Source organism: Crossiella sp. SN42 (genome assembly GCF_023897065.1).
Classification (GTDB): domain Bacteria; phylum Actinomycetota; class Actinomycetes; order Mycobacteriales; family Pseudonocardiaceae; genus Crossiella.
Genome location: NZ_JAMHIV010000012.1, coordinates 26194 through 49424, shown reverse-complemented (window position 1 = coordinate 49424; position 23231 = coordinate 26194). Strand labels below are relative to the sequence as shown.

Here is a 23231-nt window from a genome sequence, read left to right as displayed (position 1 = left end):
GGGCGAACGGTGAGGCGGTGCTCGACGCCCACTCCGATCCGGTCACCCGCGGCGACTGAGACTCCCGCTGGGGCGTCCCCGCGCGCCTGCGGCAGCCGGCAGCGAGGACCGCAACCGCCGGATGACGGCAAAAGCACTAGCGCATTAGGCTGAGCGGATGGGGAGTTCCTTCGTCCGAGCCGCCGCTGCTTGCGTTCTGCTGCTGGTCGCCACCGCCTGCGGTGGGTCCGAACAGCCGCCCAAGCCGTCCGGCCCACCCGAACTGAGCGTCGCGGACTACCAGCAGAAGCTCGACGGCCTGGTGGCGGCGATCCGCCCGCTCACCGAGCAGCTGAACCCGGCCGCCACCCTGGAGCAGGTCAACCAGGTCCGCGGCCGGCTCGGCGCCGTGCTGGGCGAGCAGCACACCGCCTTCAGCGCTTTCGCGCCGCCCAAGTCCGCCGCCGTGCCCCACCGGGCCCTGATCGAGGACCTGTCCTCCTTCGGCACCGACCTCCGCAAGCCCATCTCCGGCACCGGCGACAACTCCTGCGGCGTGCCCTCGCCGGAAGCGCTCAGCCTGCACGAGGCCAAGGTCGCCACCCGCAAGACCCTGGGCCGCCCCACCACCGCGCCGCTGCCCGAGGCATTCACCAAGGCCGGCCTCCAGTTCGCCGGCTGGCCGCTACCGCCCGAACCGGCCATGCCCGAGCTCGAGACCCGCAGGCCCGGCAACGGCGAGCTCCTGCAACGCGGCCCCGGCGGCCCCACCACGGTGACCATCGCCAACAACAGCGGCAAGCTGGACGCCGTGGTCTTCGCCGTGGCCGGTGAGGACCCCGCCCGGCCGCTTGCCAGTGTCTTCGTCCGCCGCGACAGCACGGTGACCCTCTCCGGCCTGTCCGTCCCGTTCGAGCTGTACTACAAGTTCGGCAACGACTTCGACGCCCAGCGCCGCGGCTTCACCCGGGACTGCGAGTACCGCAGGGTCCATGGCGCGCTCGACACCCCGGGCCGCTGGTCGGTCGGGATCGACACGAGCACCCTCGGCAAGTCCATGCTGCTGAGACTGACTCCCAGCGGCGCCAGCGACTACCGGTCGGTCAGGATCGCCGAAGCCGCCCCCTTCTGAGCGTGCCGCGCGCGAGCGCCTGACCCGAACCGGCCCGGAGACGACGCCCTGGGTGCGTGAGAACGAGTACCGGTTCAGCCAGGACTTCACGGCGTTCGCCGAACACGGAAAGGACCTCCGCGATCGCGCCACTGGGGGTTGAACGACCGGCCATGGTGCGAGTCGGAAGTCAATAGCATCCGGGCCATGACAAGACGAAGTTTATTCCGCAGATCCGTGGCCGGTGTGGCCGGTTTAGTGCTGTGCCTGCCGTTGCTGGTGACGCCCGCCGCGGCCAGCGCTTCGGCACAATCGATCACCAGTGCCCCGTATCCGATCAACGAAACCGCAGCCAAATCGCTGACCCCGACCTTTTCCGTGCAGGTCGAGGCGATCGGCAGCCAGCGTCCGTCGGTCGAGTTCGAGGTCTACAACGCCGAGCAGACCACCCGGCTGGCGAGCGGGACCGGCACTTTCGACGCGACCGGCCGGGTCAATTGGACGGTGCCGAATGGAGTATTCGCCGACACGAACGAATACGCCTGGCGCAGCAGAGCCGTCACCGGCGGCCAGGAGGGGGAGTGGTCGGAGCTCCACCCCATCGCGGTTGACCTCACCGACGGCGTGGACCTGCCCGCGAGCCCGCCGAAACCCGGCGCGGTCGACGGGCTCGTGGTGACCCCCGCCGCCGGCGGCGCCTACCTGACCTGGCAGGCCGCGGACGGCGGTCCCGGCGCGGCCGTGACGCACTACGTGGTGCGGGCCCACCAGACCGGCAGCGGCAGTTCGCCCGGGGCCGAGGTGGTGGTGCCGGCGGGCCAGGACCACGCCGTGGTCAGCGGACTGTCCAGCGAGCTCGAGTACCGGTACAGCGTCACCGCGCACAACGACTGGTTCCCCGGCCCGGAAGCGGTGTCCGGCGCCGTGCGCCCGGCCACCACGCCGTTGCCCGCGGCCCAGTTCACCGCCATGGCCACGGACTACGTCAAGGCCCGCGGCCTGCTCGCCAGCGGCGGCGCGACCAGCCCGGCGCAGGCGGTGGAGGCGAGCCCGCACCGCGAGGTCATCCGGGCGGCGGTGCAGGCCGACGGTCCGGCGGACCTGAAGCAGCGCGAGCACCTGGTGCGGCAGAACCTGTTCGTCGGCTCGCACACCACGAACCTGTCCGAGATCGCGGTCATCCCCGGCCAGGGCGGCACGGTCACCGTGCACGCCGACGTCTACGAGAAGCTCGACCAGGAGGCGGTGGTCAGCACCGCGGAGAAGGTCCAGGTGCCGGAGGAGCGCATCCGCCGTTTCACCTTCGCCTTCACCGTCTCCGGCACCGCCTGGACGCTGACCTCGGCCACCACGCCACTGGAGGGAGAGGGGCAGCCCGATCCGGTGGTGGAGACCCCGGACGTGAAACCGGTGGCCATGGACAAGAACGGTTTTGTCGAAGGCCCGCAGCTCATGTCCAGCACCGCCGCGGTCAACCACGGCAGGATCGCCGCCTACGGCCGGGCGTGGGCGCTCAAGGACAACCCGCATTACAAGATCAAGGGCAATGACTGCACGAACTTCATCTCCCAGGCCCTGCGCCACGGATATTTCCCGATGAAGCGCGGTTTCTACCGCAACGACGGCGTCTGGTGGTACACCGGCGCCAGGCCGATCTACGGATCGTTCACCTGGTACGCCGCGCACAACAGCTTCAACCACATGTGGAAGAAGAAGCGCGCGGACTTCCGCTCCTATTTCAACCAGGCGGTGCCGGGCGACATCCTGTACTTCGATTTCCAGGGCGACGGCCACCTCGACCACGCCGCCGTGGTCACCAACGTCAAGGGCAACCACATCTGGTACTCCCAGCACAGCCCCAAGAAGAAGTACCGCCACCTGCAGGACGTCCTGCCCGGCAACCCCAACCTCAAGCTCTACATCGCCCACCCCAAGGGCTGAACCGCCTCACGGACAGGCCAGTGACGGGTGCCGGACGGCGTCGGTTCGCTCCGGGCGGCCGAGCAGGTCCTGAGTGGACGGTGGGACGGTCCCGGTTCGCCGGTGCCGCCCCACCGCTCCGGCGGGCACGGCGACACCGATCGGGTTGTGGGCGCGGTGAACCGGGGCAGAGCGGGTAACCGGTGCGCACGTGTGTGCGTGCTGCCGTAGAGCTCGATGCGAGAGGAGGACCGTGCAGACCTTCCTTCCCTGTCCCGATTTTCACCAGACAGCCACGGTGCTGGACCCGCTGCGGCTCGGCAAGCAGCGGGTGGAGGCGATACAGGTGCTCCGTGCGCTCACCGTGGCCGGGTACGGGTGGCGCCACCACCCGGCCGCGGCCATGTGGGCGGGCTATGAGGAGGCGCTGGTCCGCTACGGGCTGGAGATCTGCGCGGTCTGGTGTGCGGCGGGCAGGCAGGACACCTGCCAGTCCACCCTCCGGCAGGACCTGCACCGGGTGACGGGGCTCGAACTCGTGCGCACCCAGGCCGAACTGGCGGAGGCGGGTGAGCTCCCACCGTGGCTCGGGGAGCGCGACCTGCACCGCAGCCACCAGTCCGCGCTCGTGCGCAAGGCTGCCGAGCACTATCGCCCGTACTTCCCGGACGTGCCCGACGATCTGCCCTACGTCTGGCCGTCCTCGGACCGGCCACGCAAGGAACCGGTTGCCCGCTGACCGCGTGGTGTCAGCGGAAGTCCGCGACGTGGTCGCGGGCCCACTCCGCGAAGGTCCGGGCCGGGCGGCCGGTGGCGGACAACCGCTGTCCCAGATGAGACATCGTCACGGCGGGTATTTCCGAGACCAAGCCGATTAGGATCCCGTCATGACGAGTTTCCGCGCAGCGGTCGAAGCCCGGGATCCGGAAGCCCTCGCGGCCGCCCTGGCCGACAACGTGGTGTTCACCAGTCCGGTGGCTTTCCGTCCGTACCAGGGCAAGCCGATCACAGCGGCGATCCTGCGCGGCGTGCTGCGGGTGTTCGAGGACTTCCGCTACGTCCGCGAGATCGGCGGCGACCGCGACCACGCGCTGGTCTTCGAGGCTCGCATCGGCGAGACCCTGGTGGAGGGCTGCGACTTCCTGCACCTGGACGAGAACGGACTCATCGACCAGCTGACCGTGATGGTGCGGCCGCTCTCCGCCGCCCAGGCGCTGGCCGAGGCCATGGGAGCGCAGTTCGACCGCGTCAAGCAGGAAGCCATGGGCGGCTGAGACGCCGACCGCAGACCGCGGGAAGTTACTATCTCGCCGTACTGGGGGCTCAACGGACGGTGCCGGTTGTGATGAACCTGATCACGGCGGTTCTCTGCACGCGGCATCGCACGACTGCGCGAGGCAGCTCACCGATGCGCGCCCAGCGCAGCAGCAGCGTGGCCATTCTGAATGGGGGACCGATGAACCAGCCACCACCGGCCGGAGAACCACCACAGGAACCGGAGACCAGCGGGCTTCCCGCCGCTCCGGAGCAGCCTCCCGCAGCGGAGGAACCCACCACACCAGCCGTCGGCTTCCAGACACCACCACCCGCACCCGCCGCGCAGCCGGCCCCCGCCCGGTCGCGCAAGCGCCTCTGGTGGGTCGTCGGCGCTGCCGCGGTCGTCCTGGTGGTGGCAACGGTTGTCACCTGGTCGATGTGGCCCTCGGGGATGAACGCGGTGCCGGGCACGGTGCAGGCCAGCGTCCTGCCGGCCGAAGACGTCAGCAAGGTGCTCGGGCAGACCCTGCAAGCCCAGCACGGCATCAGCGAACCACCACCGGCGCTGACCGCCGACCCGCTGGAGTGCGCGGTGGCGGTCGGTCCGGCCACCCAGGCCGTCTACGCCGGCGGCTGGACGAGTTTCGGGTCGGTGACCTACCAGGACTCCGACTCCCAGGCCGACCACACCGTCACCCAGGTGATCGGCCTGTACCCCACCAGCGACCACGCCCGCCAGGTCTTCGGCACCCTGACCAACGGCATCGCCAACTGCCCCACCGCGGTGCGGGCAGGCGGGGCGGCAAGCACCCGCGCCTCCCAGTGGAACTACGAGCTCCACAACGCCACCGCGGAGGCGGTGAGCTGGGTCGCGACCCAGGACGCCGGCGACGGCTGGGCCTGTCACCGGCAGGCACGGCTGAAAGAACGCGCCGTGCTCCAGGTCGCGGTCTGCCAGGCCGGTGACAGCCGCCAGGCCGCGGCCGCGATCGCCGACCAGCTCGTCAGCAGAGTGAGTGGGTGAGGATGAAGCGCCGCAGTTTCCACACCGTGCTGTTCTTCAGGCGTGCCTTGGCCGTCCTGTCCGTCGCCGTGCTGGTTCTCCTGCCCGGCGGGGCAGTGGCGGCCGCCGACACCGCCGTGCTGGCGCCCCCTCGCCCCGGCGGGATGGACCTGGCCGGCCAGCTCGACCCCAAGTTCCTCGCTGAGCTCAAGGCGATCGAGGCAAAGGTGCTTCAGGAGCAGCAGCAAGCTCAGCAGCTGACCCAGCAGAAGCAAGCCGAAGAAGCCAAGATCCAGGCCCACAACCAGAAATCCGCCGCGGTCCGGCAGAAGGCGGCCGGCTGGAACGGCAAGGCCGCCGCGCTGAACCAGGAGGTCGCGGCCCTGCAGGTGCGGATCAACGCGCACAACGCCAAGCCGAACACCTTCCGGCTGCCCCAGCAGCAAGCGGCGTACGCGGCCTACAACGCCGAAGCCGCCCAGCTCCGGGCCGCGCAGAGCCAGATGCAGGCGCGGCAGAGCGCGCTCAACGCCGAGAAGGCCGCCACCACCGCCGAGCAGAACCAGGTCAACGGTGAGGGTCAGCAGCTCGAGCAACAGAAACAGCAACTCAACCAGCGGATCACGGCCCACAACAACGGGATGACCGCCCTGCAGTCCCAGATGCGGAACCTGCTGGAGCAGATGGCCGCCGCGCTCCAGCAGGCCGCGACGGCACCGCAGGAGAACGGCCAGGCAGCCGATCTGGCGGCCGGCGGCGACCAAGGACGGCCCGCGAAGGTGTCCGCGGACACCGGGCGGGCCGGCAACGACGGCGGTGACCCCAGCTCTCCGAAGGCCATCCGCGACGCCCTGACCCAGTACGGCCAAGCCCAGGGCGTCACCGTCCACCCGCAACCGGTGCGGGTGCTGCTCACCCCCGGCACGGTGAAGCGACTCGCGCCGGACAAGGCGGCGGGGCTGGCCCCCTACCGGTCCTACGACGGCCTGATCTTGAACCCGGGCGGTACGTTCACCGCGCTGCAGGTCGTCGCCCCCGGAGCCCCGCCGGATCCCGTCTCCCAGGCGATCAACGACGGCGGGCAGGCCACCGCCTTCGTCGACGGCAGGATGCTCAACATCATCCGGGTCCAGCCCGTGCCCGGTGGCCTTCCCACCGGGGAACGACCCAAGAAACCGGTCGATTGCGGCCCGCAGGGCTGGGACCGGATCCAGGCCACCGACGCCGCCAACGGAAACCGCGCCCAGGGGATCACCGCGTGCCTGAACCGCGGGTACCTGGCCAGCCACACCGGCACCCCGGCCAGCGCGCAGCCGCCCGGCTACCAGTGGGCGCAGAGCTTCGCCACCAGCAAGGGCCTGAGCCAGACCCGCAACATCAACGCCTGCCACCTGCTCGGCAAGCAGCTCGGCGGCTCCGGCAGCGACCTGCGCAACCTCTCGCCCTGCGCACGCAGCGCCAACGCCAGTCAGCGAGACTCACAGCAGTACCGGTTCAACCACATGGCCCTGTGGGAGAACCAGATCAAGGCTGTGATCGACTCCGGCGACGCGCAGGTGCTGTACAGCGTGACTCCCCGGTACGCGGGCAACAGGACGGTCCCCACGGGCTACCACGTGACGGTGCAGGGCACCTATCCCGACGGGACCCCGGCGATCGGCCTCAACGCCATCGTGCCGAACATCCTCTCCAACGGGTACAACCTGGGCACCCAGACAGACGCGGGCGTACCGGTCCCCACCGCAGGCATGCCGTGACCGGGGGAAGGAGCACCGGATGAGCTCGGCAGCCGATGTGGACGTGCTGGTGACGTTGATGCCGCCGCCACCCACCGGCGGGCCACCCATCGACTGGGCGGAGATCGCCCGGTCCTGGCAACGGCCGTTCCCGCCCGACTACCGGCGCTTCATCCAGGTCTACGGCGCCGGGACGGTCGAGGACTTCCTGGAGGTCGTCCCCCCACAGCCGAAGGCGCCGCTGCACGAGGCCGGCTGGGACGGCATGGTCCACGAGACGGGCAACGCGGAGGACACCTGGGAGATGGCGTTCAAGTCCGCCGAGCTGGCCGGGACGTCCCCCTCGCTGATCGCGTGGGCGGCCTCCAGCGGCGCGGACATGTTCTGCTGGGACGCCACCGCGACGGACCCGGCGGAGTGGCCGGTGCTGGTGTTCGACCGCGGCGAAGGCAAGTTCAGCCGCTACGACTGCGGCATGGCCGAGTTCCTCACCCGCATGCTGCGCGGTGATTTCCCCACCAGTCCCCTGGACGGGAACACCGTCCTGTGGGGCAGGGGAGCGGCGACCTGGAAGCAGCTGTGACAGCCGGCCACACGCTCGGGCACCAGTTCCCGTAGCCGAGTTGTGGGCAGCAGGCCCAGGTCGGCCTGGAGGAGGCGGCTGAACCGGTCGAAGGTGCGGACGGCCTCGGACTGGTTGCCCTCGGCGAGGTGCACGCGGATGAGGGCGGCCTGGGCGCTTTCCCGGAGTGGATCAGCCCTGATGACCGCGACGGCCGCCGCCGTGGCGTCGCCGAACCGGCTTGCCTGCACCAGGCCGTCGACCACGGCCTCCAGGGCGTGCAGGCGGAGCTGGCGCCAGTCCTCGGCCTCCAGCAGCACCCAGTCGTCGTACCAGAGTGGCAGGAGTTCCAGGGAGAGGGTGGCGATCGCGGTCGCGCTGAGGTCGAGCGCCTCCGGTGGGCCGGTGCGGAGCAGCCGGTGGGCCAGCGCCTGGGCGTCGTGCAGGTCGACCACCACGCCCCGGGTGAGCTCCAGGCTGCCCGGGGTGGTCCGCAATGTCCTGCGGCTGACCCGGTCCATGCGGCTCAGGGCCGAGCGCAGGGCCGCGTAGGCATGTCCCTCCGATGAGCCGGGCCAGAGGGAACCGGCCACGACCAGCCGCCCGACCACCTGGGAGCGCGTGGCCACGAACGCGAGCAGGCGCTCGGCTCCGCCGGGCACGGGCAGGACCTCATCACCTGATCGCAGCTCGAACCCGCCGAGGAGCCCGACCCGCACCCCGGACCCGCGTGTGCTCAGCAGCGTCACGGGGTGCGGGCCGGTGTTGCCTGGTGGAGAGTTGAGGAGGTGAACACGGAGGTCCTCTCACTGCGGCTCGCTGCCGGCTGAATTCTTCGATTACCACGGTACGGCACGGCACAAATCGTCGTGGCGCACGCCGAAATGGCCCGATCCCCTGGTGGGGTCCGGGCCATCAATATGTTTATAGTGCTGCTGGCGAACAGGACATCCGGGGATGCCCGACCTGCTACGACTCGCAGCTGCTGCGCAGGTCCGGGGGTACGCCCACGGGGCCACAGGAATCGGTGTTGTCACCGCCGTTGAGCGTGTCCTGGGCGACGTCGGTGCCAGGTCCGCTCAGGGTGTCGTTGCCCGCGGAGCCGTTGAGCGTGTCGATGCCCAGGTCGCCGTAGAGCGAGTCGTTGCCAACGCCGCCGGTGAGGGTGTCGTCGCCGTCACCACCGCGGATGATGTCGTGGTAGACGGTGCCGGTGATGGTGTCGTTGCCGCCGTTGCCGAGGATGGTTTTAGCGGGGTTGGCGCTCGTGCAATCGATGGTGTCGTTGCCGCCGGAGCCGGTGACGGTCGTGTCGGTCTGCGTCACTCCGGGTCCGATGGTGCAGTTGACGGCGGCGGAAGCGGTGCCGACCCCGATGAATCCGCTCGCGGCCAGGGCCCCGGCGAAGGCAAGGGCGCACAGGTTTCGATTTCGCATCTCATTCTCCTTGTCCGTGGTGACTTGTACGTATGTATCGTGTTCTGGCCGGCGTCACCGCCGCGTGACGCCGCTCATTCCAGCGAATCCCGCCTGTTCGCATTTAGGGGAATCTTTGCGCAGCCGGGTGAGTGGCCGTGTTGTGCCTTTTCATCTCGCGCACCGGAGCGGAGGCTGGATCACCGAGGGTGTTGGTTGGCTCCGGTGCTCTCGCACAGCGACACCGGGCAGTGGCCCCAGACCCCGGTCACCACACCACCCCCGCGGGTCCGCGGCAGATCGGCCCGGACCCACCCCACGGGTGGAGGCTGAACATGAGATCGACAACGCGCAGCAGCACAACGGGCCGGGTTTGCCGTGCCCTGATCGGCCTAGGCACCGCCGCCGGGTTCGCCCTGGTGGCGCCTGCCGTGGCGCACGCCGACCCGGTCGGCTGCACCCGGGCAGGCGAGAACATCACCTGCACCGCGGGCATCCCGGCCGGTGAGGTCCTCACCGGCAGCGCCAACGCCAACGTCATCACCATCACCGGCGGGCCGGTCAACGGCACCATCAACGCCCTGGCAGGCAACGACACGATCAACGTCACCGGCACCACCGGGGTGAACGGCGGCAACGGCGCACCAGGCGCCCCGGGCACCGTGGGCACCCCGGCCGGTAGCGCCGGCGGCAACGGTGGAGTCGGGAGCGGCGGCGGCGCCGGAGTCGGCAGCGGCGGGATCATCGACGGCGGCGCGGGCACCGACATGATCACCGTCAAGGGCGGTCCTGGCGGCAACGGTGGCAACGGCGGGACCGGCGGCCTCGGACTCGCCAGCGGCGCCGGTGGTGCCGGTGGCAACGGCGGAGTCGGCGGTGTCGGCGGCACGGCCAGCGCCGGGACCATCATCGGCGACGCGGGCGCCGACACCATCACCACCACCGGTGGCAAGGGCGGCAACGGCGGCCTGGGCGGCCTCGGTGGCAACAGCGGGAACGTCGCGGGCGGAGCCGGTGCCGGAGGTATCGGTGGCGCAGGTGGCGCAGGCGGGGTCGGCAACTCCGGGACCGTCAACGGCGGTGCCGGTGACACCGGCATCGACACCGTCACCACCACCGGCGGTGCGGGCGGCACCGGCGGTGCGGGCGGCATCGGTGGCTGCGGTCACGGTGGCGGCGCAGGTGGCGTCGCTGGCGCGGGCGGCGCGGGTGGTATCGGCAACTCCGGGACCGTCAACGGCGGCCCGGGCAACGACATCATCAAGACCAACGGCGGCATCGGCGGCAACGGCGCGGCCGCGGGCAAGGGCGGCAACGGCATGTCCGCCGTCCAGCCCGGTGGCGCTGGTGGCGTAGGCGGCGCTGGCGGTGCCGGTGGTATCGGCAACTCCGGGAACATCAACGGCGAAGCGGGCAACGACGGCATCACCACCACCGGCGGCAAGGGTGGCAACGGCGGTGGCGGCGGCAACGGCGGCACCGGTTGCGCCGGTCCGGGTGGCTTCGGCGGCCTCGGTGGCGCGGCTGGCGCGGGTGGGGCCGGCAACACCGGCACCGTCAACGGCGGCCTTGGCACGAACACCATCGCCAACGTCAACGGCACTGGCGGCCTCGCCGGCGGCAATGGTGTCGCCGGTACCAACAACGGCGGGATCTGCTCCTGCTGAGCAAACGGGGAGGTGTTGCGGGCGCTGGCCTTCGGAGATCTCCGGAGGCCAGCGCCCCGGCGCGTGGCAGGATCGGGCGGCGCGGCGTTACCGCGGCGTGGTCAGGGATTCGCTGTTCGCCGGATCCGCTTGCGCCGGCGGCGGAACAGCACGCCCTGCGCTGGCGTTCAGGAGAAGTGCGGCGGCCCGCCCGCGAGGCTCAACGCGTGCGCGAGATCCGGCTGGGCGTCCAGCACATCCAGCAGGCCGGTGACGCCGAGCACCCGGCGGAGCAGCACCGTGCCTGCCACCACCCGCAGGTGGACGCCCGCCGCCTGGGCACGGGCCTGGACGGCCAGCAGCACGGTGAGACCGGTCGCGCCGAGGAAGCCCACCTCGGTGAGGTCGATGACCAGCAGCCTGGTGGCGCGGGGGAGCTGGGCGAGCAGCCGGTCCCGCAGTAGTGGGCTGGTGTGCAGGTCGATCTCACCGCGCACCGAGAGCACCAGCGGTCCTGGCGGGACCGAACACACGGTGACGTCGAGGATCTGTTCTGGGGCAAGGAGATCCGGCGCGGGGGTGATCGCCTGGGGTGGTCTGGCGGTAGAAGGCGGCCGCTGGATGGTGGTCATGGCCGAGGCTGCCCGGTCGCGACCGTGGCGCCCTTGGCCGGCGCGGTGAGCCGGGCCTGCCGGGCCGGGTTGCTCCAGCGGACCTCGGTGGCCCAGCCCGCCTTCTCCAGCAGCCAGATCACCCTGGCGGAGACGTCGAGCTGACCGCGCAGCACGCCGTGGCGGGCGCAGGTGGGGTCGGCGTGGTGGGAGTTGTGCCAGGACTCGCCCAGGGACAGGATGGCCAGCGGCCAGAAGTTCGCGGCCTTGTCCCTGGAGCGGAAGGGCCGGTCACCGATCAGGTGGCAGATCGAGTTGACCGACCAGGTCACGTGGTGCAGGAAGGACACCCGCACCAGCCCGGCCCAGAAGAACGCGGTCAGCACACCCTGCCAGGAGGAGCTGATCAGCCCGCCCAGCGCCATCGGCACGGCGAAGCCCACCGCGACCCACAGCGGGAACAACCGGTCGATCACCCGCAGGTCCCGGTCGGCGAGCAGGTCGGGGGCGAACCGCTCGGCGTTGGTGCTGACCCGCTCGAACAGCCAGCCCATGTGGGCGTGCCAGAACCCCTTGGCCAGGGCCACCGGTCCGGTGCCGAACAGCCACGGCGAGTGCGGGTCGCCCTCCTTGTCGGAGAAGGCGTGGTGCCGCCGGTGGTCGGCGACCCAGACGATCACCTGGCCCTGCGCGGCCAGCCCGCCGGCCACCGCCAGCGCGATGCGCAGCCCGCGGTTGGCCTTGAACGCCCGGTGGGTGAACAGCCGGTGGTAGCCCACGGTCACCCCGAGGCAGGACACCACGTACATCCCCGTGGCCAGGGCGAGGTCGGTCCAGCCCAGGCCCCAGCCCCAGGCCAGCGGCACCGCCGCGATGAGCGCGGCGAAGGGCAGCAGCACGAAGACCTTGACCAGGATCTGCTCACCGACCGTCCGCCCGGGAATGGTCATCGGCTGCGACTCGGCGCCGAGCGGTGGGCGAGTCGGTGCGGAGGCGGTCATGACCGTGCGGGACTGGTCACGTGGTCGCGGAGCCGGGCGATCAGCAGCTCCGCCTCGGCGGTGGTGATGAGGGCGTTCCCGGCGGCGCGCAGAATGGCCACGACGGTGCTCTGGTGCGGCTCGGCAACACCTGGAAAAGACATGCCCAAGCGGACTGAATCAACTTGTGCCATCGGGACAACCCTTCGGTCGGCAGAGGTCACGCCGGGGTCCGGGGCACTTGAGGTGAGCGTACTCGCTTTTGCGGCACCGCGCACCCGCGGACCCGCGCGCGGACCGGCGCGCCGATTTCCCGGATCCGCCCACCGCCCTCGCCGGCGTATTTCTCTGATTATCCGGAAATGTGACGACCGGCACTTCGTCTGCGACATTCGGCCAATCGGCGTACGGCGGTGTACTCGCACCAGATAAGGGCGTAGCTTGAGTCGTGCAACCCTGGACCCCGGTGCCGCAGTTTTTGCGAGCCGGGGTCCTTTTCGTGCACAGCTAATTTGTGGGAACAGAAGGCGTTATGCGAAAGATCCGCACAGCCGTCAAGGCCTTGCTCGGCGCCACTGTCGTGGTCGGCGGCATGACGATAGTCGCGCCGGCCGCGCACGCCATCACGATCCCGGTGGCCTGCAGTGAGACCGCCCTGGTCGCGGCGGTCAACCTGGCCAACTCCACCGCCGCCGCGGACACCTTGGCCCTGGCCGGTGGCTGCACCTATGGGCTGACCTCGCCGCACGGTGGCCTGAGCAACGGTCTGCCGGTCATCACCACCCGGATCGAGATGCTCGGCCCGGCGACCATCACGCGGAACTCGTTGCTGCTCTTCCGCATCGCCGAGGTCAGCAGCACCGGCAACCTCACCTTGACCACCTCGGTCGCGATCACCAACGGCAGTGTCGTCGGCGACGGCGGCGGCATCCTCAACCGGGGCGCGGTGACCTTCACCAGCAGCAGCCTGAGCGGGAACCTGGCCACCCTCAACGGAGGCGGCCTGGCCAACGCCGACACCCCGCGAGGGGGCGCGCCGGCCGCGACGTTCACCAGGAGCCCGGTCTCCGGCAACACCTCGCTGCTGCGCGGCGGCGGCCTCTACAACGGTCTGCGCGGCACGCTGACCACCACCGGCGTCTCCGGCAGCCCGATGCCCGTCAACGGCAACACCGGATCCGAGGGCGGCGGCATCGCCACGGTGAACTCGACCGCGACCACCATGACCCAGACCGCGGTCTCCGGCAACCTCGCGTTGCTGACCGCGGGCGGTGTCTTCCGGTTGGGCGGCACCATGACCACCACCAACTCGCCGATCAGCGCCAACACGCCGAACAACTGCGTCGGCAGCGTCCCGGCGGTCCCGAACTGCACCGGGTAACCCGGCTCCGCGATAGCCAGGTGCCACCCGGTCAGGAGTGAAGCCGCCCGTACGCCACGGGCGGCTTCACTGTGTTCAGCCGAGTTCCCGTGGCGGCTCCTCGACCCGCCAGAGCACGGCCAGGTGCAGGGCCTGGGCCACCATTGTGCTGCTGAGCAGGCCCGGGCTCGTCGGGGCGGCCGGCCCGGACAGCGCTTCGGGGTGGTCCCAGACCCGGACGAACACGCCGATGGTGATCAGCTCGGCGGCCAGTTCGTCCTCGGTGATGGCGTAGCAGGCTTGGAACACCGCCTCGCTGAGCTGCTCGTGCAGTTCCACCATGGCGGCCCACTCGCGGTCCTGGATCCGGGTGAGCAGTTCAGGGAACGACGCGGTGAAGCAGTCCCCGGGCATGGCAGCACTTCCGATCTGAAGTCGTGGTGCCGCCGGGGTCTGGGGCGGTGAGAGATGAGAGCGTTGAGCATAGTGCCGGTCACCCTTGGTGATGATTCGCGACCGGGTGACGTGCGTGCCCGTACGGGGGAGGACTAGGGTGGTCCTGCCAGGATCGCAGGTGGCGAGAGGTGACCGACGTGGGCCCGGATCGGCACCGCGACATCCTGGTGATGATCGATGAGATCGCCAGGTCCGACCGCGAACCGGTCAACGTCAGCCATGTCTGTCTGGCCTGCCGGGACCGGTTGACCGCGGTAGGTGTGGCGATCTACCTGGTCGGCACCGCGCAACCGCTCGAGGTCGTCGGACCGGTGGGAGACGAGATGGCCGAGCTGCAGGTCACCTTGGGCGAGGGCCCCGTCTCGGAGGCCGTGCGGCAGAACCGGCCGGTGTTCGTGCCGCAACTGGCCAGCGCCTGGAACGCCACCCGCTGGCCCGCCTTCGCCCCGGCCGCGCTGGCCGCCGGTGTGGCGGCGGTGTTCGTGGTCCCCCTGACGCTGGGGGCGATCGCGCTCGGCGCGCTGGAGATCTGCCGGGACGTCAGCGGCCACCTCACCCGGGACGAGCTCGCCGACGCGTTGCTGTGCGCGGACACCGCGACCGCGCTGTTGCTCAGCCGGTCCGCGACTCCGGTGGCGGAGTTGTCGCACAGCGAGCCGGAAGGCCGCTGGGCGGTGGTGCACCAGGCCACCGGCATGATGTCGGTGCAGCTGGACACCGATCTGGGCCAGGCGCTGCTGCGGTTGCGGGCGCACGCCTACCTCTCCGGCCGGCGGCTGTCGGAGGTGGCGGCCGACGTGGTTGCGCGCAGACTGAGATTCACCCCGGAGACCAATGAGAAGCAGAGGTGAGTCACGTGTTGGACCGGCGGGTCGCGCAGACCTTCGTCGAGTTGTCGGACACGCTCGTGCTGGGGTTCGACACCATCGACTTCTTGCACACCCTGACCGAGCGCTGCGTCGAGCTGCTGGAGGTGGACGCGGTCGGGATCCTGCTGGTGGACCAGCGGGGTGCGCTGAACCTGGTGGCGGCCTCCACCGAGCAGGCCCGGATGCTGGAGCTGTTCCAGTTGCAGGACGAGGAGGGTCCCTGCCTGGACTGCTTCCGCACCGGCGTGGCCGTGGAATGCGCGGACCTGAGCACAGCGCCGCAGCGCTGGCCCCGGTTCACCGTCGCCGCGCGGGAGCAGGGTTTCGCCGCGGTGCACGCGGTGCCGATGCGGCTACGTGAGCAGGTCATCGGCGCGCTGAACCTGTTCCGGACCTCCCCTGGCGCCGTCCCGGCCGAGACGACCGCGCTGGCGCAGTCCTTGGCCAATGTGGCGACGATCAGCATCCTGCAGGTGCGGGCGCTGCGGCACAGCGAGATGGTCGCCGAACAGTTGCAGACCGCGCTCAACAGCCGGATCGTGATCGAACAGGCGAAGGGGATCCTGACCGAACGCCTGCAGATCGGCATCGCGGACGCCTTCTCCTTGATGCGGAAGTACGCCCGCGACAACAACGAGTTCCTCTCCGATGTCGCGCAGCAGGTGATCGCACGATCGCCCGCGGTCGCCGGACTGACCAGGACCACTCCACCGCGCCCGGTTCCGTAGCCGAGCCCTTCGGCCTATCCACACCCCGGAGCCCCTGGCCGAGCGTGGTGCGGACGAACGTGATCGGTGGGTTCGGCTCGGCGGGCTTGACTTCGTGTTCGGCTTCCACAAGACCACTGGCGTCGCCATCGGGCTGACCACGATCGTCGGCGCGCTGACCGCGATCGTCGCCGCCGTCACGAAGCAGCCTTGACCTCGCCTCGCCGGTAATACCTAACGGACCTCAACCGCACGAGCGTGCAATTGCGAGACATCCTTTAGTCATACCCCGCGGGTTCGAGGAACCCAAATAGTGGGGAATCACGCAGTCTCGATACCTCTTTGTGCGCCGGATACCGCCACGTCGCCCCGCGTGCGCGGGCAAGATCTCCAGTCAGGTGCCGTGGAAACTCTGAACCGCACCTGCGATCAGAAGTCTGCCACTAGAGTTCTCCGCTCATTCGGCTTCATCGAACCGGCATCGGGGGGGACGGTGGTGGGGCACTCCGTGGTCGAGCGGACCGTTGACGGCGGGCAGGTCTCGGTGGAGGCCAGCGGCGAAGTTGTGTGGCCAAACCCAGCAACGACGTCCCCGCCACTTCGCGCTGTCCCCGATGGGCAGGTGAACGGCGGCGTCGCAGTCGTAGGAGCCGACCCGGACGATTACGAGAGATCGAAGGGTGCGGGGGAGTGGCCTGCCCAGATCTGGCGGGATGCCTGTTCGGGGTAGGGCAGAGTCTTCGACTCGGTGTCCAGGACGCGGGTGAGGCGCCCGCCGGGCCGGTGAGCGGACCAGCCCGGGTCGCCGGTGGTGACGAAGCGGACCCATGCCTCCTGGAGTTCGCGGGAGAGCGCGACGGCCTCGGCAGTGGGCTCCTCGCCGATGAGCTGGGTGCCGACGGGGCTGTCCAGCGTGCCGAACGCCAGCGGCATGTCGAGGCTGTGGCAGGCGCCCAGGATGCCGCCGAGGACCGGGGCAACCCAGCACAGTTCGAACAGGTACGAGGTGCCGCCGGCTGCGGCGTTCGCCTCGGCCAGCTTCTGTGACGGCATCCGGAAGAGAGCGTCGGAGTACACCGTCTCCACCAGCTCCTCCGGGCCTGCCTGCGGGAACGCGGCACGGTAGGCCCGCGCGCCGTCCGGCTGCGGGGCGAGCAGTTCCAGGGCCGCGTGGGCGTCCTCCTCGGTGAAGGTGCCGTGCCGTCCGCTCATGACGCTGAAGTACCGGAACTCGTCCCGGGCGTGGCCGACGAGCAGCTCGGTCCCGCTCGCGCGCGCGCCGGTCAGCGCGGGCCAAGGCATTTCCGGGAGGACCTCGCCGTCGACGACGGGGCACAGCGCGGAGCCGGCCTCCGTGAGGCGTCCCCAGCTCTCCCGGTGCGCGTGGAGGCCGGCGTTGAAGGAGGTGAGCTCGGCGGCCAGGTGCCACGGGTCGATGTCGCGCAGGGCCTCGGCGGTGGGGGCCGCCGCGCCGAGCCGGTCCGCGAACGCGGCGGTGACCTGCCGTGCCAGCGCGGGGGTGCTGTACAGCCCCGGCACCGAATGGGCGATGGCCCGCCGGAACAGGCCGCGCGCGGACTTCATCGTCAGCAGGGCGGCGACCGAGCCCGCCCCGGCGGACACCCCGCCCACGGTGACCCGGCCGGGGTCGCCTCCGAAGGCGGCGATGTTGCGCTGCACCCACTCCAGCGCCGCGATCTGGTCGAGGAATCCGCGGTTGGGCGGCACGTCGTCGAGGAACGCGAATCCCTCCGCGCCCACGCGGCAGTTGATGGTCACCACGACGACTCCCGCCTCGGCCAGCGCTGCCGGGTCGAACATCGGGTCGCTCGACGCCGCCGAGAGGTAGCCGCCCACCGGGATCCACACCAGCACCGGCAGTCCCGCCGCGCCGGGATCCGGAGTGCCGACGTTGAGCGTCAGCCAGTCGGCGCCCTGCGGGGGCACGTCGATCGGCAGGGACAGCGGCACCACGGGGCCGAACTCGACCGCCTGCCTCGTCCCGTCCCAGCGGTGCGCCGGCGCGGGCGCGGCGAAGCGGAGCGCTCCGACCGGGGGCTGGGCGTAGGGGATGCCGCGGAACACCGCGTGCCCCTGCCGCCAGAGCCCCTGCACCACGCCTTCCGTGGTCCGCACCTTTGGCTGTTCTGACATGACGATTCCTTCCGTCGGGTGACCTCAGGATTGCGGGTCAGGTGTATTATGTCAACTGTATTGGAACAGTCCCGGGGGACGAGGGAGGGGCAGGCGATGCCGAAACAGGTGGATCACCGCGGCCGCCGCGAAGCGATCGCCCGCGCACTGTGGCGGGTGGTGGAGCAGCGCGGCGTCACACAACTGACGATGCGCGTGGTGGCGCGGGAGGCGGGCATGTCACTCGGGCAGCTGCAGCACTACTTCGCCTCCCGGACCGCCATGCTCTCCTTCGCCATGGATTTCGCCTCCGAGCAGACCTCGGTGCGCGTACAACAGGGGCTCGACAAACTCGGTGACCGTCCGCACCCCCGTGACGTGCTGCGACTGACGCTCGCGGAAATGCTCCCCCTGCATGCCGACGCCCGTGCGACCAGCCGGATGAGCGCCGCCTACGTCCTGGAGGCGCTGCACGACGAGGCCGTGCACGAGCAGGCGCGCCGCGGCCTCGGCCAAGGGCGGGCCCTCGTCGAGCAGTTGGTCCGCCAGGCGATCGCCGACGGGCACATCGACTCCGGCCGCGACCCGGCGACCGAGACCAACCTGCTCCTCGCCCTCACCGGCTTCACCCCCCTGATCGAACTCGACGTGATCGAGCCCCGGGACGCGCTCGCCGCGATCGACGTGCATCTGGACCGGCTGTTCAGGAGTACGTGACCTGCCCCCGGACCCGGGGCAGGTGGGGACAAGATCAGCCACGCCAGGAAGCGGGGAACGTGCTGACCGGTGGCGTCACACCGACGTCGGGTTCGCGCTGTCCTGGATGGCGCCGAGGTGTTCGCGGAGGTACCGGGCGGTGAGGCTGTGCGGATCGCGGGCGAGCAGTCGCGGTGTTCCGGTGGCCACGATCCTGCCACCGGCGGTTCCGCCGCCGGGGCCCATGTCGACCACGTGGTCGGCGTTGGCGATCATGTCGAGGTCGTGCTCGATGACGATGACGGTGGCGCCATTGCCGGTGAGGCGCTGGAGTACCGACAGGAGCGTGCGGATGTCGAGGGGGTGCAGGCCGACGCTGGGTTCGTCGAGGACGAAGAGGGCGTCGGTCTGGTCGCGGTCGAGCTCGGCGGCGAGCTTCAGACGTTGCGCCTCGCCGCCGGAGAGCGCGGTCGTGGCTTCGCCGAGGGTGAGGTAGCCCAGCCCCAGGTCGATGAGCGTCTCCAGCCGCTTCCGGACCCGGCGCATGTCCTGGACCTGTCCGACCGCCTGCCGGACGGTGAGGGCGAGCAGGCCGGGCAGGGAGATCTCCGCCGCACCAGGACAGGCCCGCCGGTGTGCGCTCGCCGCCGGGGCGTAGCGGGAGCCTTCGCATTCCGGGCAGACGATGTCGACATCGGGCAGGAACTGCACGTCGAGGGACACCTGGCCGGTGCCTTCGCAGCGGGGACACCGCAGCGATCCGGTGTTGTAGGAGAAGTCGCCTGCGGCCAGCCCGTGCTCGCGCGCCGTGGGGGTGGCCGCGTAGGCACGTCGCAGCTCGTCGAGGACGCCGCTGTAGGTGGCCACGGTGGAGCGGACGTTGGCACCGATCGGGGTGGCGTCGACGACGTTCACCCGGCCGATTCCCTCGGCGTCCACCGTCCTGACCCAGGCGGGAGGCCTGCCGCCGGAGGTCACCGCCTCGAGTGCCGGGACGAGGCTTTCCAGGATCAGCGTGGTCTTTCCCGATCCGGACACGCCGGTCACCGCGGTCAGGCGACCCCGCGGGATGTCGAGGTCCAGGGCGTGCACCGTGTGCAACGGGGTTGTCGCGAGGTGGATGCGTCCGTGGTCGAACACCTCGTCGTCGGCTGGCTGGGGGCGGACGACAACCGGCTCCCGCCTGGCGAGAAAGCCGCCCAGCAGGGACTGCGGGTGCTCGGCGAGGGTGGCCACCTCGCCGGTGGCCAGGACGCGTCCGCCGTCGGCGCCGGAGCCGGGGCCGATCTCGATGAGCCAGTCGGCCTCGCGCAGCACCTGGACGTCGTGGTCGACGAGAACGACGGAGTTCCCGTCCTCCAGCAGATCCCGCATCACCCCCAGCAGTCCGTCCACATTGGATGGATGCAGGCCGATCGAGGGCTCGTCGAGCACGTAGAGCACACCCGTCGTCTCGTTGCGCACCGCGCGCGCGAGCTGGACGCGTTGCCGCTCACCGGTGGACAACGTCGACGACGCCCGGTCCAGGCTGAGATAGCCCAGGCCCAGGTCGGCCAGCCGGCGCGCGGTCTGCCGCAGCTGGGCGACGATGCTCCTGGTCATCGGGACCATGTCCGGCGGCAAGGTGCGCTCGATCCCTGGCGCCCAGGAGGTCAGCTCGTCGAGGGTCTTGGCGGTGGCCTCGGCGAGGTTGATCCCGTCGACCTGGGAGGCTCGCGCCTGTTCGCTGAGTCGCGTGCCGTGGCAGGTGGGGCACACCTGGCTGCTGATGAACCTGTTCACCCGGTTCAGCCCGCGCTCGCTGGTGGCGTTGTCCAATGCCTCCTGCACGGCATGCCGGGCGTTGCGGTAGGTGAAGTTCAGCTCGAACAGCTTGCCGTTCTTGGACGGGACGGCGATGTGCCGCTTCTCCGCCGGACCGTGCAGCACGATGTCGCGCTCGTGCGCGGTCAGCTCCGCGTACGGCACGTCGACGCGCACCCCGAACTCCGCGACGACCTGCGGCATCACCGTCAGCCCGAACATGGACCACGGGGCAACGGCTCCGTCCGCGATGCTGAGGGACGGGTCGGGGACGAGACGTTCCTCGTCGATCTCGCGGACGACCCCGGTTCCCGTGCAGTGCGGGCACGCGCCGTCGGAGTTGAAGGCGAAGGACTCCGCGCCCGGCGGGTAGAACGAGACCTCGCACACCGGGCAGGTCAGGTTGAGGTTGAGCGCGACGTCGATCGTCGGCTGCTGGCGATGGCCGTTCGGGCAGCAGTGGGAACCAAGCCGGGAGTACAGCAGGCGCAGGATGTTCAGCAGTTCGGTGGAGGTGCCGAACGTGCTGCGCACCCCGGGAACGCCTGGGCGCTGCCGCAGGGCGAGCGCGGCCGGGACGTGCCGGACGCTGTCGACGGCCGCTCGCGGGGCGTGGGACATCCGCCGGCGCGTGTAGGTCGAGAGTGCCTCGATGTAGCGCCGGGACCCTTCCGCGTACAGGACCCCCATCGCCAGGGAGGACTTGCCGGACCCGGACACCCCCGCGACCGCGACGAGCTTGCGCAGCGGCACGGTGACGTCGACATCGCGCAGGTTGTGCACCCGCGCCCCGCGCACCTCGATCGCCAAAGGCTGGTCATCGTCGCCCATGAGCGCCTCTCATCCGGCTACGGCTCCATGGCTATTCCACAGAACTTGCTTCCAAGGAAACTATACACAGTGGACAGTCGATCACCCGTGCCGGGCGTGCTTCGCGTGGCGGTCTTCGCGGTGAGCTCAGGCCGGTGGTCTGTCCGTTCGCGCCGGTGGTCAGCGACGGTGGTCGTAGGCTTCGCGGGCGGTGAGCACTTCTTCGATGTGCTTCTCGGCCCAGTTCCCCAACGCGCGCAGCGGTGCGTGCAGGGTGTGCCCGAGCGAGGTCAGCTGGTACTCGACGCGCGGTGGGACCTCGGCGAACACGTGGCGGCTGACGAGGCCGTCCCGCTCCAGCTCGCGCAGTGTGTCGGTGAGGACCTTGCCACTGATGCCGTCCACGGCGGAGCGGAGGTCGGAGAACCGCAGCCGGCCGTCGCCGAGCGTGGAGACCACCATGGCTGTCCACTTGTTGGTGATGCGGGCGAGCGAGGTACGTGACGGGCAGGTCGCCGTGAGCACGTTGAACTCGGGGTGCTCGGCCATTCTTGCTCCCTGTCGGTCACGTACGGGTGGTTGACAACCGTACTCGCCTCCGCGTGCGTTGTCCTTGGTGCTGTCCTATGCTCACCGCTGGTAACCGGTCACCTCAACGTAACCAATGAGCGGATGTGGCCCTTGTCGCAGAATCCCAGATGGGCCGCCTCGGCAGCGATTTGGTCGACGCGCACGTCGCTGGCGCGCATGGACAACAAGTGGACGGCCATGGTGGTGATCGCGCTCGGGCGTGGCGACGGCCTGCGCTTCCGCGACCTGCGTGCGGTGGTCGAGGGGATCAGCGCGAAGGTGCTCACCGAGACCCTGCGGGACCTGGAGCGCGACGGGATCGTCGCGCGGCACGAGTACGCGGAGATGCCGCCCAGGGTCGAGTACGAGCTGACCGCTCTCGGGCGCACCTTGCACGTGCCGCTGCAGGCGCTGGGCCGATGGGCGGAGGAGCACACGGCGGAGGTGCTCGCGGCGCGCGAGGCTTACGACGCCGGCGGTCCCTGAGTCCGGGCAAAGATCCACGGAAGTTGGTTCCGTGAAATCAACTTCCGAGGATCGTACCCGGCTGGTGCCGGGCCTGCGGGTCAGGAGGCGATCTCGGCGAAGGCCGAGACGCGCTGCATGCGCAGCCGGCACACCAGCATGTCCGGGCTGGAGTTGCGCCTGCCGTACTCCGCCGCCCTGCCCTCGGGGACGTATCGCTCTGCGAGCCTGGTGTTCCATTCGAGCAGTTCGTCCGGATCGTCGGTCAGGGCAACCGGGCCGCGGACGGTGACGTACGCGTACGGGAACTCGTCGCTGTCCACGGTCAGCGCCGCGCGAGGGTTGGCCGCCAGGTGTCGTCCCTTGAGGCTGTCACGTCCGGTGCTGAAGACCACGTCGTCACCGTCCACTGTGAACCACAGCGGCGCGAGGCTGGGGGCGCCCGACGGTGACGCGGTGGCGAGCTTTCCCGCGCGGGTGCCGAACATGAGGAACTCGATCGCTTCGTCCCTGGACATCTTTCGCATGGCACCAGCTTGCCGCCAAACCCGGCTGGCCGCACCGGCAACCGGTATGTCCTCTGTGGACTCTCGCGCCGCGGATGTGATGTGCGTCATGCGACTCTGTTGGTTACGTTGAGGTGACTGGGCGCTGACGGTGACCATTGGAGCCACAGGGGACAGTCTCCGGCACTCGTCGCGGTGGCGAGGCTCGTCGCCACACTTGTCACAGCGAGAGCGGGAGTTTCCGTGAGCAACGAGCAGGCCAACAAGGAAATCGCCATCGAGGCGTACCAGCGCATTTTCGGCGACTTGGACGCGGCTGCGGTCGATGAATTTTTCAGCAAAGATTTCAAGCAGCACAACCCCACGATCGCCGACGGCCCGGAGGGCGTGAAGGCGCTTGTGGGAGCGCTGTCTTCGCAAGGGGTGTCGAAGCAGAAAATCGAGTTCAAGCATGTCGTTGCCGAAGGTGACGTCGTGATCCTCCACTCGCGCTATGAAATGGCAGGGGCCGAGTGGCGGTTCATCGACATCTATCGTGTTGAGAACGGCAAGTTGGCCGAGCACTGGGATGCGATGATGCAGATGCCGGAAGTGCGTGCGAACACGAACCCGATGTTCTGAACAGGACGGTTCTC

General features: G+C 70.0%; 22 protein-coding genes and 1 pseudogene. 14 read left to right on the top strand and 9 right to left on the bottom strand.

Going from position 1 to position 23231, the window contains the following annotated elements; genetic code table 11:
* Positions 1-157: 157 nt before the first annotated feature.
* The 7 genes from M8C13_RS15785 (at position 158) to M8C13_RS15755 (ending at position 7589) form a co-directional block, all read left to right on the top strand.
* Positions 158-1111 (top strand): hypothetical protein, encoded by a 954-nt coding sequence (locus M8C13_RS15785; RefSeq protein WP_252481342.1) that lies wholly within the window; start codon positions 158-160, stop codon positions 1109-1111.
* A 186-nt stretch (positions 1112-1297) separates the two neighbouring features.
* Entirely contained in the window at positions 1298-3031 is a 1734-nt protein-coding gene (locus M8C13_RS15780) for an amidase domain-containing protein (protein WP_252481341.1), read from the top strand.
* Between the two features lie 232 nt (positions 3032-3263).
* Positions 3264-3749 (top strand): MSMEG_6728 family protein, encoded by a 486-nt coding sequence (locus M8C13_RS15775; protein WP_252481340.1) that lies wholly within the window; start codon positions 3264-3266, stop codon positions 3747-3749.
* Between the two features lie 148 nt (positions 3750-3897).
* On the top strand, positions 3898-4284 hold the full coding sequence (locus M8C13_RS15770) for a nuclear transport factor 2 family protein (protein WP_252481339.1): 387 nt from the start codon (positions 3898-3900) through the stop codon (positions 4282-4284).
* A 392-nt stretch (positions 4285-4676) separates the two neighbouring features.
* Complete coding sequence (locus tag M8C13_RS15765; protein ID WP_252481338.1) at positions 4677-5291, top strand: sensor domain-containing protein; 615 nt, start codon at positions 4677-4679, stop codon at positions 5289-5291.
* Between the two features lie 2 nt (positions 5292-5293).
* Complete coding sequence (locus M8C13_RS15760; RefSeq protein ID WP_252481508.1) at positions 5294-7027, top strand: DNA/RNA non-specific endonuclease; 1734 nt, start codon at positions 5294-5296, stop codon at positions 7025-7027.
* Between the two features lie 19 nt (positions 7028-7046).
* Entirely contained in the window at positions 7047-7589 is a 543-nt protein-coding gene (locus M8C13_RS15755) for an SMI1/KNR4 family protein (RefSeq protein WP_252481337.1), read from the top strand.
* A 35-nt stretch (positions 7590-7624) separates the two neighbouring features.
* Here M8C13_RS15755 and M8C13_RS15750 read toward each other — a convergent pair.
* Positions 7625-8089: pseudogene (locus M8C13_RS15750) on the bottom strand (BTAD domain-containing putative transcriptional regulator); the annotation flags it as partial.
* A gap of 448 nt (positions 8090-8537) precedes the next feature.
* The gene (locus tag M8C13_RS15745; protein WP_252481336.1) at positions 8538-9005 is read right to left on the bottom strand and encodes a calcium-binding protein; all 468 of its coding nucleotides are present in this window, start codon (positions 9003-9005) and stop codon (positions 8538-8540) included.
* Positions 9006-9319: 314 nt separating this feature from the next.
* On the opposite strand from M8C13_RS15745, the gene M8C13_RS45065 reads away from it, so the two are divergent.
* The gene (locus tag M8C13_RS45065) at positions 9320-10651 is read left to right on the top strand and encodes a hypothetical protein (RefSeq protein WP_305883961.1); all 1332 of its coding nucleotides are present in this window, start codon (positions 9320-9322) and stop codon (positions 10649-10651) included.
* 167 nt (positions 10652-10818) lie between these two features.
* Here M8C13_RS45065 and M8C13_RS15735 read toward each other — a convergent pair whose 3' ends face one another.
* Together M8C13_RS15735 and M8C13_RS15730 are read right to left on the bottom strand one after the other, a co-directional pair.
* Entirely contained in the window at positions 10819-11262 is a 444-nt protein-coding gene (locus M8C13_RS15735) for an STAS domain-containing protein (protein WP_252481335.1), read from the bottom strand.
* Positions 11259-12242 carry an acyl-CoA desaturase gene (locus M8C13_RS15730; protein WP_374213084.1) on the bottom strand — a complete coding sequence of 328 codons (984 nt, stop codon included), beginning with the start codon at positions 12240-12242 and terminating at the stop codon, positions 11259-11261. Before M8C13_RS15730 ends, M8C13_RS15735 begins: the two co-directional genes overlap by 4 nt.
* Before the next feature lie 511 nt (positions 12243-12753).
* On the opposite strand from M8C13_RS15730, the gene M8C13_RS15725 reads away from it, so the two are divergent.
* Positions 12754-13602 (top strand): hypothetical protein, encoded by an 849-nt coding sequence (locus M8C13_RS15725; RefSeq protein ID WP_252481333.1) that lies wholly within the window; start codon positions 12754-12756, stop codon positions 13600-13602.
* A gap of 75 nt (positions 13603-13677) precedes the next feature.
* Here the strand turns inward: M8C13_RS15725 and M8C13_RS15720 are convergent, their stop codons facing one another.
* Complete coding sequence (locus tag M8C13_RS15720) at positions 13678-13995, bottom strand: hypothetical protein (protein ID WP_252481332.1); 318 nt, start codon at positions 13993-13995, stop codon at positions 13678-13680.
* A 170-nt stretch (positions 13996-14165) separates the two neighbouring features.
* Between M8C13_RS15720 and M8C13_RS15715 the strand changes: the two genes are divergently transcribed.
* The gene (locus M8C13_RS15715; RefSeq protein ID WP_252481331.1) at positions 14166-14888 is read left to right on the top strand and encodes an ANTAR domain-containing protein; all 723 of its coding nucleotides are present in this window, start codon (positions 14166-14168) and stop codon (positions 14886-14888) included.
* The gene (locus tag M8C13_RS15710) at positions 14885-15634 is read left to right on the top strand and encodes an ANTAR domain-containing protein (RefSeq protein WP_252481330.1); all 750 of its coding nucleotides are present in this window, start codon (positions 14885-14887) and stop codon (positions 15632-15634) included. The genes M8C13_RS15715 and M8C13_RS15710 overlap by 4 nt, the downstream gene beginning before the upstream one ends.
* A 642-nt stretch (positions 15635-16276) precedes the next feature.
* On the opposite strand, the gene M8C13_RS15705 is transcribed toward M8C13_RS15710, so the two are convergent.
* Positions 16277-17767, bottom strand: coding sequence for a carboxylesterase/lipase family protein (locus tag M8C13_RS15705; RefSeq protein WP_252481329.1), 1491 nt, complete (start codon positions 17765-17767; stop codon positions 16277-16279).
* Positions 17768-17863: 96 nt separating this feature from the next.
* Here M8C13_RS15705 and M8C13_RS15700 point away from each other — a divergent pair, with 96 nt between their 5' ends.
* Complete coding sequence (locus M8C13_RS15700; protein ID WP_252481328.1) at positions 17864-18463, top strand: TetR/AcrR family transcriptional regulator; 600 nt, start codon at positions 17864-17866, stop codon at positions 18461-18463.
* 75 nt (positions 18464-18538) lie between these two features.
* Here M8C13_RS15700 and M8C13_RS15695 read toward each other — a convergent pair whose 3' ends face one another.
* Together M8C13_RS15695 and M8C13_RS15690 are read right to left on the bottom strand one after the other, a co-directional pair.
* Positions 18539-21076 (bottom strand): excinuclease ABC subunit UvrA, encoded by a 2538-nt coding sequence (locus M8C13_RS15695; protein WP_252481327.1) that lies wholly within the window; start codon positions 21074-21076, stop codon positions 18539-18541.
* A 159-nt stretch (positions 21077-21235) separates the two neighbouring features.
* Positions 21236-21604: a helix-turn-helix domain-containing protein gene (locus M8C13_RS15690; RefSeq protein ID WP_252481326.1), complete on the bottom strand. Its 369-nt coding sequence runs from the start codon at positions 21602-21604 to the stop codon at positions 21236-21238.
* Between the two features lie 198 nt (positions 21605-21802).
* Here M8C13_RS15690 and M8C13_RS15685 point away from each other — a divergent pair, with 198 nt between their 5' ends.
* Positions 21803-22111: a helix-turn-helix domain-containing protein gene (locus tag M8C13_RS15685; protein WP_252481325.1), complete on the top strand. Its 309-nt coding sequence runs from the start codon at positions 21803-21805 to the stop codon at positions 22109-22111.
* A gap of 80 nt (positions 22112-22191) precedes the next feature.
* Here the strand turns inward: M8C13_RS15685 and M8C13_RS15680 are convergent, their stop codons facing one another.
* Positions 22192-22608 carry a PPOX class F420-dependent oxidoreductase gene (locus M8C13_RS15680; RefSeq protein ID WP_252481324.1) on the bottom strand — a complete coding sequence of 139 codons (417 nt, stop codon included), beginning with the start codon at positions 22606-22608 and terminating at the stop codon, positions 22192-22194.
* A gap of 231 nt (positions 22609-22839) precedes the next feature.
* Here M8C13_RS15680 and M8C13_RS15675 point away from each other — a divergent pair, with 231 nt between their 5' ends.
* Positions 22840-23217, top strand: a complete 378-nt coding sequence (locus M8C13_RS15675) for a nuclear transport factor 2 family protein (RefSeq protein WP_252481323.1) — start codon at positions 22840-22842, stop codon at positions 23215-23217.
* Positions 23218-23231: the final 14 nt, after the last annotated feature.

Excerpts from the sequence above, each read along its gene's own strand:
- M8C13_RS15785 (WP_252481342.1), top strand. The coding sequence starts at position 158 with ATGGGGAGTTCCTTCGTCCGAGCCGCCGCTGCTTGCGTTCTGCTGCTG.
- M8C13_RS15780 (WP_252481341.1), top strand. The coding sequence starts at position 1,298 with ATGACAAGACGAAGTTTATTCCGCAGATCCGTGGCCGGTGTGGCCGGT.
- M8C13_RS15770 (WP_252481339.1), top strand. The coding sequence starts at position 3,898 with ATGACGAGTTTCCGCGCAGCGGTCGAAGCCCGGGATCCGGAAGCCCTC.
- M8C13_RS15760 (WP_252481508.1), top strand. The coding sequence starts at position 5,294 with ATGAAGCGCCGCAGTTTCCACACCGTGCTGTTCTTCAGGCGTGCCTTG.
- M8C13_RS15755 (WP_252481337.1), top strand. The coding sequence starts at position 7,047 with ATGAGCTCGGCAGCCGATGTGGACGTGCTGGTGACGTTGATGCCGCCG.
- M8C13_RS15745 (WP_252481336.1), bottom strand. The coding sequence starts at position 9,005 with ATGCGAAATCGAAACCTGTGCGCCCTTGCCTTCGCCGGGGCCCTGGCC.
- M8C13_RS45065 (WP_305883961.1), top strand. The coding sequence starts at position 9,320 with ATGAGATCGACAACGCGCAGCAGCACAACGGGCCGGGTTTGCCGTGCC.
- M8C13_RS15735 (WP_252481335.1), bottom strand. The coding sequence starts at position 11,262 with ATGACCACCATCCAGCGGCCGCCTTCTACCGCCAGACCACCCCAGGCG.
- M8C13_RS15730 (WP_374213084.1), bottom strand. The coding sequence starts at position 12,242 with ATGACCGCCTCCGCACCGACTCGCCCACCGCTCGGCGCCGAGTCGCAG.
- M8C13_RS15725 (WP_252481333.1), top strand. The coding sequence starts at position 12,754 with ATGCGAAAGATCCGCACAGCCGTCAAGGCCTTGCTCGGCGCCACTGTC.
- M8C13_RS15720 (WP_252481332.1), bottom strand. The coding sequence starts at position 13,995 with ATGCCCGGGGACTGCTTCACCGCGTCGTTCCCTGAACTGCTCACCCGG.
- M8C13_RS15705 (WP_252481329.1), bottom strand. The coding sequence starts at position 17,767 with ATGTCAGAACAGCCAAAGGTGCGGACCACGGAAGGCGTGGTGCAGGGG.
- M8C13_RS15700 (WP_252481328.1), top strand. The coding sequence starts at position 17,864 with ATGCCGAAACAGGTGGATCACCGCGGCCGCCGCGAAGCGATCGCCCGC.
- M8C13_RS15695 (WP_252481327.1), bottom strand. The coding sequence starts at position 21,076 with ATGGGCGACGATGACCAGCCTTTGGCGATCGAGGTGCGCGGGGCGCGG.
- M8C13_RS15690 (WP_252481326.1), bottom strand. The coding sequence starts at position 21,604 with ATGGCCGAGCACCCCGAGTTCAACGTGCTCACGGCGACCTGCCCGTCA.
- M8C13_RS15685 (WP_252481325.1), top strand. The coding sequence starts at position 21,803 with ATGGACAACAAGTGGACGGCCATGGTGGTGATCGCGCTCGGGCGTGGC.
- M8C13_RS15680 (WP_252481324.1), bottom strand. The coding sequence starts at position 22,608 with ATGTCCAGGGACGAAGCGATCGAGTTCCTCATGTTCGGCACCCGCGCG.